Here is a 12,750-nt window from a genome sequence, read left to right as displayed (position 1 = left end):
GCGTGCGCACAGCGTCGCCAGGTCCTGCTGCGCAGGCGTGTTGGCACGCCCGGTCATCAGCTCGTCGCAGGCATCGGCACGTATGGCTTCACTGTCGCCCAGATTGAACCAGAAGCCGGCCATGGCGCGTGCCAGGTCTTTGCCGCGGGCATCCACCCATTCGCCTTCCGGCAACGGGTGCTCCTGGGCCAGCACTTCGCTCAATTTGCTTGCCAGCCGGGATGATTCCGCGTCGACTTCCGTTTGTTCATCCATTTCGGCAAGAATGTCTTTGAGCAATGCGGCGGCTTCTTCGCTCAGGGCAGCAGCACTTTCTGCTGCGGTGTGGAACCAGGCGGCGTGGCTGAAAAGCTCGGTAGCGAGAGGCGTCAGGGCGGCGGTCAGCTGTGCGACCTCGTCAGCGCGAATACGGATGTCTTCGGCGCTGTAGCTCCTGCCTTCGGGGTTGTAATTTGCTCTCATTTCATGCCTTTCTGCCAATGTCTGTGCATCGGCGCCATGTCCATATCGTGTATATCGCACTTCCTGCGAATTCGTGACATGGTTTGAATGGCAACATTCTGCTTGCGAAAGCTGGTCAGGGCAGGATACCATCTTCGGCTCCATCGGAGCCTTTCATGAAATCCATTGCGGTCATCGGCGGCGGTATCACCGGCGTCACCACAGCTTATGCGCTGGCGCTGCGCGGACTGGACGTCACGCTGTTCGAGCGCCATGCGCATCCGGCGATGGAGACTTCCTTCGCCAATGGCGGCCAGCTTTCGGCATCGCATGCGGAAGCCTGGAACAGCTGGTCGAATGTCCGCAAGGGATTAGGCTGGATGTTGCGCAAGGATGCGCCACTGCTGGTTCGTCCGGCGCCCAGTTGGCATAAGCTCTGCTGGTTTGCCGAATTCCTGTCCGCCATCCCGCGCTACGGCGACACCACCGTGTCAATTGCGCGCCTGGCAGTTGAGGCGCGCCGCCACCTGTTTGCGTGGGCGCAGGCGGAAGATATCGACTTCGATTTGCGCCGCGAGGGTATCCTGCATGTGTACCGCGACAAGGCGGGCTTCGAGCATGGCGGGCGCGTGTCGGCGCTACTTGCGCAGGGCGGCTTGATGCGCCGCGCCGTCACGCCAGCTGAAATGCGCGCTATCGAGCCCGCACTGCAGGGCGATTACTACGGCGGCCACTTCACCGACAGCGACAGCTCAGGCGATATCCACAAATTCACGCTGGGCCTCGCGCGCGCCTGCGCGCGCCACGGCGTCCGTTTCCTGTGCGGCCATGAGGTGCAGTCCGTCACGCCGGGCGTGTCCATCACTGCGCGCACTGCGGGCGGGGAAATCGTCGAGTACCCGATCGACGCTGCGGTAATCTGCGCCGGCACCGCCAGCCRTGCGCTGGCCGCTACACTTGGCGACCGCGTGAATGTCTACCCGGTGAAGGGCTATTCGATCACGGTGGGATTGAACACCTTCGGCAGTCGCGGGGCAGCGCCCACCGTCAGCCTGGTTGACGACGCGCTCAAGCTGGTCGCCAGCCGCTTCGGCCAGGACCGGTTCCGCGTCGCGGGCACCGCCGAATTTGCCGGCTTCGACCGCGAGATCCGCACAGAGCGCATTCGTCCGCTGGTGGACTGGGTGCAGCGCAGCTTCCCGGGTATCGATGTGAGCGATGTTACGCCATGGGCCGGTCTGCGTCCCATGATGCCGGACATGCAGCCGCGCGCCGGCCCCGGCATGCTGCCCGGCGTCTTCTACAACACCGGTCACGGTCACCTCGGCTGGACGCTTTCCGCTGCAACGGCGGAAATCGTGGCGGATATGGTCGCGCAAGCGGCGTCTATGCACTATGGTGAAAGGATGCGGCCATCGCGCCGAGTTGCCTGAACAGGAGACCGCCATGCCACGCTATATCGTCGAACGCACTTTCCCTGAGGGCTTGCACATTCCCGTCAATGCGGAAGGCGCGCAGGCTTGCAATACCGTGATCGGCGCCAATGCGCGCAGCGGCGTGACGTGGATTCACTCCTACGTCAGCGACGACCTGAAGAAGACTTATTGCCTGTATGAAGCACCGTCGCCCGAGGCCATCCGCGAGACGGCCGAGGCGAACAGTCTGCCGGTCGACAAGATCACGCCGGTAACGGTGCTCGATCCCTACTTCTACAAAGGCTGAACGGTATCCACCACGACCTGATTGCGTCCGCCGTGCTTGGCGGCGTACAGGGCGCGGTCGGCCGCTTCCAGCAGCGACTTGGCATCCGCCAGGCGGGACTTGTCGAAAGCGGCCACGCCGATGCTGAGCGTGACATGGGGATGCACGGCTTTCGGCGCGTGCGCCAGTTTCAGTGATTCCACGTGGGCGCGAATGCGTTCCGCGTGACTGCGCGCCTGCTCGGYATTCGTGTCCGGCAGCACGGCGGCAAATTCCTCACCGCCGTAGCGCGCCGCCAGGTCGGCAGGGCGCTGCAGCATGGACGCAAACGCTTCCGCCACCATGGTCAGGCAGGCGTCGCCCTGCTGATGGCCGAAATGGTCGTTGTAGGCCTTGAAGGAATCGATATCCATCAGCAGCAGGGACAGCTCGTTGCCATTGCGGTGCGCGCGGCGCAGTTCGCGGTCCAGCGCCACKTCGAMGTGGCGGCGGTTGGCGATGCCGGTCAGGCCGTCCACATAGGATTGCTGGCGCAGGGCTTCGGCCTGGCCGCGCAGCTGTTTTTCCCGGTCCACCGTGCCGGTGACGTCGGCGACTTCGATCAGGCAGTAGCGCTCCTTGCCCTCGCTGAATGGCGTCACGGTGACCGCCTGGCCGATGCGCTCACCGCCCCAGGTGCCGGCGGCGAAAAGGGGGAAGGGCGAGCGGTTCTGATTGGGCGGCAGGGCGGAGGGCAGGTTGCTGGACAGGGCGGTCAGCACCGCCTGCTCCATGCGTCCACCGGAAAGTTCGGGGAAGAGTTCCAGCAGCTGCAAGCCCTGTACGCGGCTTGAAGACAGGCCGGAGCGGCTGGACAGCCACTGGTTCCAGTAAATTACGCGCTGGCCGGCGTCCAGCACCATCATGCCTAGATTGGCGAGGCCGAGGATGCGGCCAAACAGATTAGATTCGAGCATGGCAGCGATTATATTTCAAGCGCTAAACCTACCGCCAAAACCTGGTGCCAGCCACGATGTGGCAGGCACCTGTGCGAAGCCGCGGGCCGGAAACCGGTGCCTGCCACGCAGTGGCTGGCACCAGCATTTGCTTTGGGTTTAGCCGATGAAGGAGTCGAACTGCATATCGAATTCCTGCAGCGCCTTCTGCGCGTTCAGCATCTTCCTGCGGAATTCAGGCCCGCGCTGCAAGGCCAGGCCGACGGCCAGCACGTCGATCACCACCAGGTAAGCCAGGCGGGCAGAGATAGGCGTGTACGGGTCGGTGGCGAAAATAAGGTCGATCGGAATCAGCACCGAAGCCTGTTCCGACAGYAGGGTACCGGACGGCGCCAGCACGATCACCTCCGCGCCGCCTTCGCGCGCCAGCTTGGCCGAGCGCACCAGCGCCGGGTTGTTGCCGCGCTGGGAGATCGCCACCACCGCATCGCCTTCACGCAGCAGGGCTGCGGAGATGCTGTGGATGGCCGGATCGGAATACGCCACGGTCGGTACGCCGGAGCGGAAGAACTTGTGCTGCGCGTCGGCCGCCACGATGCCGGACGTGCCCTGGCCGTAGAACTCGATCTTCTTGGCGCGCGACAGGATGTCCAGCGCCTTCTGCACCGGTTCCGCGTTCAGATTGTTGCGCAGGTCGAGCAGGGTGTTGATGGAGCGGCTGCAGATCTTGTTGATCAGGTCCGACGCCAGGTCGTCCTGCGCCGGCAGCTCGTTCATGCCCGGCATGGCGAGGGCCAGGCCCTGCGCCAGCTTCAGCTTGAACTCGTGCCAGCCGTCATAGCCCAGCGTGCGGCAGAAACGGACCACGGTGGGTTCGGACACCTGGGCCGTCTTGGCCAGCGCCGTGATGTTCGCACCCACAGTGCGCGAAGGATTGTCTAGCACCGCCAGCGCGACCTTGCGCTCCGATTTGGAGAGCGAGTCGAGCTGGGTGCGGATGGAGTCAAGCAGCATTTAGTCTTTAGTCTTCCGGGAGCGCTTCTTCGCGCCATTGTAGGCCATCGCGTCCGATCAAGGCACTGGCGGCGGCAGGGCCCCAGGTACCGGAGGCATATGGCAGCGGCGAGGTTTCGTCCTGCTCCCAGTAGTTCAGGATCGGTTCGACCCATTCCCATGCCGCCTCCAGTTCGTCGCCGCGCATGAACAAGGTCAACTGGCCGCGCAGCACGTCGAGCAGCAGACGCTCGTAGGCATCCATGCGCGGCATCTTGAATGTCTCGCGGAAGTCCAGTTCCAGTTCCGCCGGTTTCAGGCGCATGCCTTCGCCTGGCGTCTTGGCCATCAGATTCATGCGCAGGCCTTCGTCCGGCTGCAGGCGGATCACCAGGGAATTCGGCTGGAAGCTGGAAGTCGGCTGATTGAAGATCGAATGCGGAATCTGCTTGAAGCGCACCACGATTTCCGCCAGGCCGTCCGCCATGCGCTTGCCGGTGCGCAGGTAGAAGGGCACGCCCGCCCAGCGCCAGGTATCCACTTCCGCCTTCATGGCGACGAAGGTTTCGGTGCGCGAATTCTGTGGCGCTTCCGGTTCATCGCGATAGCTCGGCACAGGCTGGCCATCGACGTGGCCGGCGCGGTACTGGCCGCGCACGATGTTCTGTGCCAGCGTGGTCGGCGTGAAGCGTTTCAGGGAACGCAGCACTTGCAGCTTGGCGTCACGCACGGCGTCCGGCGCGATCGAGGTTGGCGGTTCCATGGCGACGATACAAAGCAGCTGCARCAGGTGGTTCTGCAGCATGTCGCGCAGGGCGCCCGAGGTGTCGTAGTAGCCGATGCGGTTGCCTACGCCAAGCTTTTCGGCAATGGTGATCTGCACGTCCGAAATCCACTCGCGGCGCCACAGCGGCTCGAACAGGATATTACCAAAGCGCAGGGCCAGCAGATTMTGCACGGTCTCCTTGCCGAGATAGTGGTCGATACGGTAGATCTGCGATTCTTCGAAGACGGTGCCGACTTCCTTGTTGATCTGCTTGGCCGATGCCAGATCGCGGCCCAGCGGTTTTTCCAGCACCACGCGGGAATTCGGTGCCACCAGCTTGTTGGCCTTGAGGTTGTCGCAGATCTGCGAGAACAGGGCAGGCGGGGTGGCCAGGTAGTACACGCGGGTCAGCGACAGGTCGTTGCGCAGCGCCTCGGACAGCGGCTTGTAAGTGGCCGGGTCGGTCGCATCCAGCGATACGTAGGTGATGCGGCCGAGTAAGCGCGTCCAGCTTTCTTCCGAGCCCTTGGCGGCTTTGTTGTGCGGGCGGCTGTCGGTATTCACCATCTTGATGAAGTCCTCCTGGCTGCTCTCGGCGCGGCCGACGCAGATGATGCGCGCAGTCGGCGGCAGATCGCCGCACACGTCGCGGCTATACATCGCAGGCAGCAATTTGCGCATCGCGAGGTCGCCGCTGCCGCCAAACAGAACCAGGTCAAAATCGGAAAGGGCCATAATGTCTTCGTGGTGATGTCAGTGTTTTAATGAGGTACTACGCTACGTAAGCAGGCTCGATGCGGCCGGCGACAGGTAGGCGTACGGACAGCAGCTTGCCGCTCAGTGGCATGGCCGCCAGTTCTTCCGCCGGACGCTTGCTGGCGCTGGTGATGTACAGCGTGCGCAGGTCGGCGCCGCCGAATGCGACCATCGTGGGGCAGCGTACCGGCAGCTTGATCTCATCCAGCTGTTCACCGGACGGGGACAGTTTCACAATGCGGCCGCCTTCGAACATGGCGACCCAGTAGTTGCCTTCGCTATCTACCGCAGCGCCGTCGGGACGGCCGCCGTAAGTGGGCGAGGACTTGTTATCGTCAAAGCGGCGCAGTTCGCGTTCATTGGACACGGCGCCGGTCTTCACGTCGAAATCGAAAGCGCGCACGCGGTGCGTAGCGGTATCGGCGTGGTACATGGTCTTGCCGTCCGGGCTGAAACCCAGGCCGTTGGAGTTGGTCATGCCACCCGACCAGGCTTTGCGCACGGCGCCGCGCTCCAGCACGAACATCTCGGCGGCTTCCTTGTCGCGTGGTTCGTAGATCGTGCCGACCCAGAAGCGGCCGGCCGGATCGACTTTGCCGTCGTTGAAGCGGGTAGTGGACTGGTCGTAAGGCGCAGACAGGATCTGCGTCAGCGCGCCGTTATCGGTGTTCAGATGCGCGAAGCCGCTGCGCATGGCGACCACCAGACCGCCTTGCGCGTCGCGCGCCAGTGCGGAAGGCTCCGCAGGCATGGCCCACTGCTCGTACTTGCCGCTGGTGGCGCACAGGCGCTGCACGGCCTTGCCTTCGATGTCCACCCAGTACAGGGCTTTCTCTTCCGGCGACCAGAGCGGGCCTTCGCCTACTTTCGAGACGGCGTCGCAGGCGACGCTGATGTCGTAAGTGCTCATAGGATCTGCGCGGCCTTTGCCTTGGCGATCAAGCCGTTGGTAGAACTGTCATGCACTTCGGTGTCAGCTTCGCCGGTCAGTTCGGCCTGGATTTTCTTGGCCAGCACTTTGCCCAGTTCCACGCCCCATTGGTCGAAGCTGGCGATATTCCACACCACGCCTTGCACAAAAGTCTTATGCTCATACAGCGCGATCAGCGCGCCCAGCGTAGCAGGCGTCAGCTGGTCCATCAAGATCATATTGGAAGGGCGGTTACCCGGGAACAGCTTGTGCGGCACCATTTCTTCGATGTCGCTGGCCGACATGCCGGCGCCTTTCAGCTCCGCGCGCACTTCGGCATCGGTCTTGCCCTTCATGAAGGCTTCGGCCTGAGCGAAGCAGTTCGCCAGCAGTGCATCGTGATGGCCCGGCAGGTCATGCGATGCGCGCAGCGCGGCGATGAAGTCGATCGGCGTCACGTCCGTTCCCTGGTGCAGAAGCTGGAAATAGGCGTGCTGCGCGTTGGTGCCGCACTCGCCCCAGACGACAGGGCAGGTTGGCGTATCGACCGGCTGGCCATTCTTCGTCACGCGCTTGCCGTTGGATTCCATGTCCAGCTGCTGCAGGTAGGCCGGGAAGCGGTTCAGGTCCTGGTGATACGGCGCGATGGACAGCGAAGTGCAGTTCAGGAACTGGCGGTTCCAGAAGCCGATCATGGCCAGCAGCACCGGCATGTTCTGCTCCAGCGGCGCGCTGCGGAAATGCTCGTCCATTTCATGCGCGCCCTGCAGGAAGGCCTGGAAATACCCGAAGCCCACGGCCAGTGCCACCGGCAGGCCGATTGCCGACCACACCGAATAACGTCCGCCGACCCAGTCCCAGAAGGGGAACATGTTTTCCGGATCGATGCCGAAAGCACGCACTGCTTCGGTATTGGTGGACACCGCAACGAAGTGGCGCGGCAGATCCGCTTCCTTGGCTGTCTTCAGGAACCAGCTGCGCGCGGACTGCGCATTCATCATGGTTTCGGCGGTGGYAAAGGTTTTCGATGCCACAATGAACAGCGTCGTCTCAGGATTCACCTGCGACAGCGCGGCATCCATATCGTGCCCGTCCACATTGGACACGAAATGCATCTTCAAGCGCGGATGGCTGTAGGAACGCAGTGCCAGAACAGCCATTTTCGGACCCAGATCGGAGCCGCCGATGCCGATATTGACCACGTCCGTGATCGGCTTGCCGGTGTAGCCCAGCCAGCCGTTGTTGCGGACTTTATCGGTGAAGACCTTGATGCGGTCCAGTACCGCGTGCACGTCGGCGTTCACGTCCTGGCCGTCCACTTTCGGCTGTTTGCCACGCGGCATACGCAGCGCGGTGTGCAGCACAGCGCGACGTTCGGTAATATTGATTTTTTCACCGGCAAACATCGCGTCGCGCTGCTCAGCAACGCCGCGCGTGCGCGCCAGGTGGACCAGCAGCTCAACGGTTTCGGCACTGATGCGGTTCTTGGAATAATCGAGGAAAAGGTCGGCCGCTTCCACGGTCATGCGTGGGAAGCGCTGCGGGTCCTTAGCAAACAGCTGGCGCATCTCCCATTCGCGGGCGTCGTGCGCGTGGTTTTCGAGGGCCTGATATGCGGCGGTAGAGGTCAAAGCGGGCAGGCGCATAATTGTCCGATGTTCTATTGGATTGAGAATATTATTTAACTATACAGGAAAACTCGGTAAATTCACTACAAAACTTTTACGGAGCTGCGCAAATCAGCGCTTCCTTCGAAGATTCAAGGCAAGAATGCCTGTCAGTTTGATAATGCGGATTCAATCTCGTATGCGAAAGATGCAGGCGAGGAGGAATTTTGTAGTAAAATTTCTGACAATTCATTGATGAGGAACGATCATGCCGTTGCATCCAGTCCTGGAAAAAGTTACCGCGCGGGTTATCCAGCGCAGCCGCCCATCGCGCGGCGCCTATCTGGCCCATCTTGAGGCCGCCCGCGTCAAGGGCCGCCCGCAACGCGGCACCCTGGCCTGCACCAACCTGGCCCACGGCTTTGCCGCGTTCCCGGCGAACGACAAATTGATCCTGAAGGAAGTGAAGAAGCCTTCCGTGGCCATCGTTTCCGCTTACAACGACATGCTGTCGGCGCACCAGCCGTTCGAGCAATTCCCGGCCATCATCAAGGACGCCGTACGCAAGGCCGGCGCCGTGGCCCAGTTCGCAGGCGGCACGCCAGCCATGTGCGACGGCGTGACCCAGGGCCAGCCGGGCATGGAACTGTCGCTGTTCTCGCGCGACACCATCGCCATGTCGACCGCCGTGGCGCTGTCCCACAATATGTTCGACTCCGTGCTGTACCTGGGCGTGTGCGACAAGATCGTGCCGGGCCTGCTGATCGGCGCACTGCATTTCGGCCATCTGCCAGCGGTGTTCGTGCCGGCCGGCCCGATGACTTCCGGCCTGTCGAACAAGGACAAAGCTGCAATCCGCCAGCGCTATGCTCAGGGCAAGGCGACCCGTGAAGAACTGCTGGAAGGCGAGTCTCTTTCCTACCACGGTCCGGGCACCTGTACTTTCTACGGCACCGCCAACAGCAACCAGCTGCTGATGGAAATCATGGGCCTGCACCTGCCGGGCGCCGCCTTCATCAATCCATACACCCCGCTGCGCGATGCGCTGACTGCTGCCGCCGCCGTGCGCGCCGCGCAGATCACCGAGATGAGCGATGAGTTCACGCCGGTCGGTCATATCGTCGACGAGAAATCCATCATTAACGCCATCGTCGGCCTGCTGGCGACTGGCGGTTCGACCAACCACACCCTGCACCTGGTGGCGATCGCCAAGGCTGCGGGCGTGGTGATCGACTGGGACGACTTCAATGAGCTGTCGTCCGTGGTGCCGCTGCTGTGCCGCATCTACCCGAACGGCGATGCGGACGTGAACCACTTCCACGCTGCGGGCGGCACCGGCTTCGTGATCCGCGAGCTGCTGGACGCGGGCCTGCTGCATGAAGACGTGAACACCATCCTGGGCAAGGGCCTGCGCCGCCACTGCGCCGAGCCATTCCTGTCCGATGACGGCGAAGGCGTGATCTTCAAGGATGCTCCGGCCAAGAGCGCCGACGAGAAAGTGCTGCGCGGCGTGGCCGATGCGTTCTCGAAGGATGGCGGCATGGTGCTGGTGCAGGGTAATCTGGGCCGCGCGGTGATGAAGGTGTCCGCGGTGAAGCCGGAACACCAGTCGGTGGAAGCGCCTGCGCTGACCTTCAATTCGCAGGAAGAGTTCATGGCCGCCTACAAGGCCGGCAAGCTGGATCGCGACTTCGTGGCGGTAATCCGCTTCCAGGGACCGAAGGCCAACGGCATGCCGGAACTGCACGCGCTGACCCCGGCGCTGGCCAATCTGCAGGACGCGGGCCGCAAGGTGGCGCTGGTGACCGATGGCCGCATGTCCGGCGCATCCGGCAAGGTGCCTGCGGCGATTCACGTGTCGCCTGAAATTCTGGCCGGCGGTCCTCTGGGCCTGGTGCGCGATGGCGACATGATCCGCCTGGACGCAGCCAGCGGCACGCTGGAAGCGCTGGTGGCCTCCGATGTCTGGCATGCGCGCTCGCTGGCAACCGCCGACCTGTCGCCGAACCAGATCGGCATGGGCCGCGAACTGTTCACCATGTTCCGCAACACCGTGTGCGAAGCGGAGAAGGGCGCTACTTTGTTCCCGCTGCCGTCGCCGATTCCGACCACGGTCGAACTGCATGGCGGCCTCAATGTGGGCAACACCGTGCCCGGTTCCGATGAAGATTTCCTGATCAAGAAAGCCTGAGATGACCTTACTTGAAATTATGCGTACTTCGGCCGTGATCCCTGTGATCGCGATCGACGATCCTGATCACGCCGTGCCGCTGGCGAAAGCGCTGGTGGCGGGCGGTATCCGCGTGCTGGAAGTGACCCTGCGCACCAAGCATGGCCTGGATGCGATCCGCGCCATGAGCGCAGTCGAAGGCGCCATTGTTGGCGTGGGCACGCTGACGCAGCCGGAGGAATTTGCCGCTGCGCGCGATGCGGGCGCGGTGTTCGGCGTGTCGCCGGGCCTGACCGATGCACTGATCGGCGCCGCCAAGTCGTCCGGCCTGCCGCTGCTGCCGGGCGTGATGACGCCTTCCGAAGTGATGAAGGCACGCGAGCAGGGCTTCCGTCAGCTCAAGCTGTTCCCGGCTGTCCCGGCGGGCGGCGTGGGCATGCTGAATGCGATTGCCGGACCGCTGTCCGACATCACCTTCTGCCCGACCGGCGGCATTTCTCAGGAAACCGCACCGGCCTTCCTGGCGCTGAAGAACGTGGCTTGCGTTGGCGGTTCCTGGCTGACGCCAAAGGATGCCATGGCGGCCGGCGACTGGGACCGCATCACCGCGCTGGCCAAGGCAGCATCTGCGCTGAGGTCCTGATGCAGCGCATCGCCCGTTGTCTGACAGCGGGCGAGATAGCGATGGCGCGCTTGCTGTTCGGCGACGCCATCGACTATTCGCGGGTACGTGTTCACAACGCCCGCTACCTTCCTCTCGTGCAGCCGAAGAACGTCTGCATCACGCCTAACGGCTCGCTGTACTTCCACGCTTCCAGCTACCTCGACGATTTTGCTTCTGCCTCGGCGCAGATGCAGCACTGGTTCATGCATGAGATGGCGCATGTGTGGCAGCACCAGCTGGGCTATCCCGTGCGCTTGCGCGGCGCGATCCGGCTTGGGCTGTCCTACGATTACGAACTAACTGCCGAGCTGCGGCTGTGTGACTACAATATGGAAGCGCAGGCCGAGCTGCTGGCTGACTACTTCTTCCTGCGTTTTATCGAAAACGCCGACACGGCGGCCTATTCGCCGGCGCTCGACACATTCCTGATCGACCCGTCCGATCCTTGCCACTTACCCGGCCGCGGCTGATTGCATTTTTGCTACTTCTGCGTCATGCTCACGGCATGCAAACCGTGATCCCACAGCTCCGCATGACCAATGCCCAGCGCAGCCTGGCTTTCTATGTTGATGGCCTTGGCTTCGTGGTCGATTGGGAGCACCGCTTCGAGCCCGGCTTTCCACTGTTCGTACAGCTGACGCGTGCCGGCCAGAGCATCTTCCTGACCGAGCATACCGGTGATTGCGAGCCGGGCGGGGCGGTCTATTTCATCGTGCCGGATGTTGACGCGTGTTTCGAGGATTTCAAGTCGCGCGGCATGGCACCTTACGCGCCGCCGGAAGATATGCCCTGGGGGACGCGCGAAATGCAGCTGCGGGACCCCGACGGCAACCGCTTGCGCTTTGCGAGCGATCCCTCTTAGGAGCATGGCCATGGCTACATCGGAACAGAAGCAAGTGGCGCGCGTGGCGGGCCTGCTGTATCTCATCGTTGTAGTCACCGGAATCTTCAGCCTGGGCTATGTGCCGTCGCACGTACCGCCCACCGAAATCTCTTCGCACCTGGAGTTGTACCGGCTCGGTATCGCAGCGGGCCTGCTGTGCTACGTGGCCTTCCTGCTGCTGCCGTTTGCGCTATACCGCCTGCTACGCGGCTACGGTCCACAGATTGCGGTGCTGATGGTGGCGCTGGCGGTTGTGAGCGTGCCGATCTCGCTGCTTAGCCTGCGCTACAAACTCGATGTGCTGACACTCGTCGCCCAATCCGCGCCGCAGCAGCAGATCGATCTGGCGCTTGCGGCATACGGCAACGGCATCCTGATCGCCAAGCTGTTCTGGGGGCTGTGGCTGCTGCCATTCGGCTATCTGGCTTATCGCTCCGGCTTTATTCCAAGAGTGCTTGGGATGCTGCTGATGCTGGGCTGCCTTGGCTACCTGATCGACGTCTTTGGCCGCGTGCTTTCCCCCGATTTCGACGCAAACTACGTCACGCTGCCCTCCGCGCTGGGCGAAATTGGCACATGCCTATGGCTGCTGGCATTCAGCATGCGCTCCCCGGCGACGGTCGCCACGGTGGCGAGTGAGTGATAGTATCTCTCTTCCGAACACAATAACGAGATCACGGATCAATGAGCATTGTTGCAATCTACAGCTTTGAGGGCCGCTTCGCGGGGAAGTCCGAGTACGAATTCTTTTACCCGGAAGTGGACGCCGTCCACAAATGCATGCTGTTCCAGGTGCAGGTGGACGATGTTGAATCGTGGGAAGGCGCAACTGCCGAATGCGCGAAATACGGCTTCACCGACATCCAGCCCAACGGCTTCGGCGTGATGATCCCCGAAGTCCTGGACGAAGAAGCGTACCAAGGC

14 protein-coding genes are annotated in these 12,750 nt (G+C 62.6%); 8 read left to right on the top strand and 6 right to left on the bottom strand.

Features of this window, described 5'->3' with window-relative positions; all coding sequences use genetic code 11:
• Positions 1-606, bottom strand: a 606-nt coding sequence (locus AB4Z11_RS08005) for a hypothetical protein (RefSeq protein WP_442024181.1), incomplete at its 3' end; no start/stop codon positions are given.
• Between the two features lie 11 nt (positions 607-617).
• On the opposite strand from AB4Z11_RS08005, the gene AB4Z11_RS08000 reads away from it, so the two are divergent.
• Positions 618-1,874, top strand: coding sequence for a D-amino acid dehydrogenase (locus AB4Z11_RS08000; protein WP_442024179.1), 1,257 nt, complete (start codon positions 618-620; stop codon positions 1,872-1,874).
• Positions 1,875-1,887: 13 nt separating this feature from the next.
• Positions 1,888-2,163, top strand: coding sequence for a DUF4242 domain-containing protein (locus AB4Z11_RS07995; RefSeq protein WP_442024177.1), 276 nt, complete (start codon positions 1,888-1,890; stop codon positions 2,161-2,163).
• Here the strand turns inward: AB4Z11_RS07995 and AB4Z11_RS07990 are convergent.
• From AB4Z11_RS07990 to pgi, 5 genes are all read right to left on the bottom strand, one after another.
• Positions 2,151-3,098 (bottom strand): GGDEF domain-containing protein, encoded by a 948-nt coding sequence (locus tag AB4Z11_RS07990; protein WP_442024175.1) that lies wholly within the window; start codon positions 3,096-3,098, stop codon positions 2,151-2,153. The genes AB4Z11_RS07995 and AB4Z11_RS07990 overlap by 13 nt on opposite strands.
• Before the next feature lie 138 nt (positions 3,099-3,236).
• On the bottom strand, positions 3,237-4,091 hold the full coding sequence (locus AB4Z11_RS07985; protein ID WP_442024173.1) for an SIS domain-containing protein: 855 nt from the start codon (positions 4,089-4,091) through the stop codon (positions 3,237-3,239).
• 7 nt (positions 4,092-4,098) lie between these two features.
• Positions 4,099-5,571 (bottom strand): glucose-6-phosphate dehydrogenase, encoded by a 1,473-nt coding sequence (gene zwf, locus AB4Z11_RS07980; protein ID WP_442024171.1) that lies wholly within the window; start codon positions 5,569-5,571, stop codon positions 4,099-4,101.
• Between the two features lie 37 nt (positions 5,572-5,608).
• Positions 5,609-6,502 (bottom strand): SMP-30/gluconolactonase/LRE family protein, encoded by an 894-nt coding sequence (locus AB4Z11_RS07975; protein WP_442024169.1) that lies wholly within the window; start codon positions 6,500-6,502, stop codon positions 5,609-5,611.
• Positions 6,499-8,148, bottom strand: coding sequence for a glucose-6-phosphate isomerase (pgi, locus tag AB4Z11_RS07970; protein WP_442024166.1), 1,650 nt, complete (start codon positions 8,146-8,148; stop codon positions 6,499-6,501). Before pgi ends, AB4Z11_RS07975 begins: the two co-directional genes overlap by 4 nt.
• Before the next feature lie 229 nt (positions 8,149-8,377).
• Between pgi and edd the strand changes: the two genes are divergently transcribed.
• The 6 genes from edd to AB4Z11_RS07940 form a co-directional block, all read left to right on the top strand.
• Entirely contained in the window at positions 8,378-10,300 is a 1,923-nt protein-coding gene (gene edd, locus AB4Z11_RS07965) for a phosphogluconate dehydratase (RefSeq protein WP_442024164.1), read from the top strand.
• A 1-nt stretch (position 10,301) separates the two neighbouring features.
• Positions 10,302-10,922 (top strand): bifunctional 4-hydroxy-2-oxoglutarate aldolase/2-dehydro-3-deoxy-phosphogluconate aldolase, encoded by a 621-nt coding sequence (eda, locus tag AB4Z11_RS07960; RefSeq protein ID WP_442024162.1) that lies wholly within the window; start codon positions 10,302-10,304, stop codon positions 10,920-10,922.
• Entirely contained in the window at positions 10,922-11,413 is a 492-nt protein-coding gene (locus tag AB4Z11_RS07955; RefSeq protein ID WP_442024160.1) for a Rhs element Vgr protein, read from the top strand. The genes eda and AB4Z11_RS07955 overlap by 1 nt, the downstream gene beginning before the upstream one ends.
• A 35-nt stretch (positions 11,414-11,448) precedes the next feature.
• Entirely contained in the window at positions 11,449-11,805 is a 357-nt protein-coding gene (locus AB4Z11_RS07950) for a bleomycin resistance protein (protein ID WP_442024158.1), read from the top strand.
• A gap of 10 nt (positions 11,806-11,815) precedes the next feature.
• Positions 11,816-12,469, top strand: coding sequence for a DUF4386 domain-containing protein (locus tag AB4Z11_RS07945; RefSeq protein WP_442024156.1), 654 nt, complete (start codon positions 11,816-11,818; stop codon positions 12,467-12,469).
• A 41-nt stretch (positions 12,470-12,510) separates the two neighbouring features.
• On the top strand, positions 12,511-12,750 hold a 240-nt coding region (locus tag AB4Z11_RS07940), incomplete at its 3' end, for a hypothetical protein (RefSeq protein WP_442024154.1).

It is taken from the genome of Pseudoduganella sp. RAF53_2 (genome assembly GCF_052113985.1).
In the GTDB taxonomy this organism is placed as follows: Bacteria; Pseudomonadota; Gammaproteobacteria; order Burkholderiales; family Burkholderiaceae_D; genus Rugamonas.
Note: the sequence above shows the minus strand (reverse complement) of the source record. Positions and strands in the feature narration are given on the sequence as shown.

Coding starts and splice junctions, on each gene's coding strand:
- AB4Z11_RS07995 (WP_442024177.1), top strand. CDS start 1,888: ATGCCACGCTATATCGTCGAACGCACTTTCCCTGAGGGCTTGCACATT.
- AB4Z11_RS07975 (WP_442024169.1), bottom strand. CDS start 6,502: ATGAGCACTTACGACATCAGCGTCGCCTGCGACGCCGTCTCGAAAGTA.
- edd (WP_442024164.1), top strand. CDS start 8,378: ATGCCGTTGCATCCAGTCCTGGAAAAAGTTACCGCGCGGGTTATCCAG.
- eda (WP_442024162.1), top strand. CDS start 10,302: ATGACCTTACTTGAAATTATGCGTACTTCGGCCGTGATCCCTGTGATC.
- AB4Z11_RS07955 (WP_442024160.1), top strand. CDS start 10,922: ATGCAGCGCATCGCCCGTTGTCTGACAGCGGGCGAGATAGCGATGGCG.
- AB4Z11_RS07950 (WP_442024158.1), top strand. CDS start 11,449: ATGCAAACCGTGATCCCACAGCTCCGCATGACCAATGCCCAGCGCAGC.
- AB4Z11_RS07945 (WP_442024156.1), top strand. CDS start 11,816: ATGGCTACATCGGAACAGAAGCAAGTGGCGCGCGTGGCGGGCCTGCTG.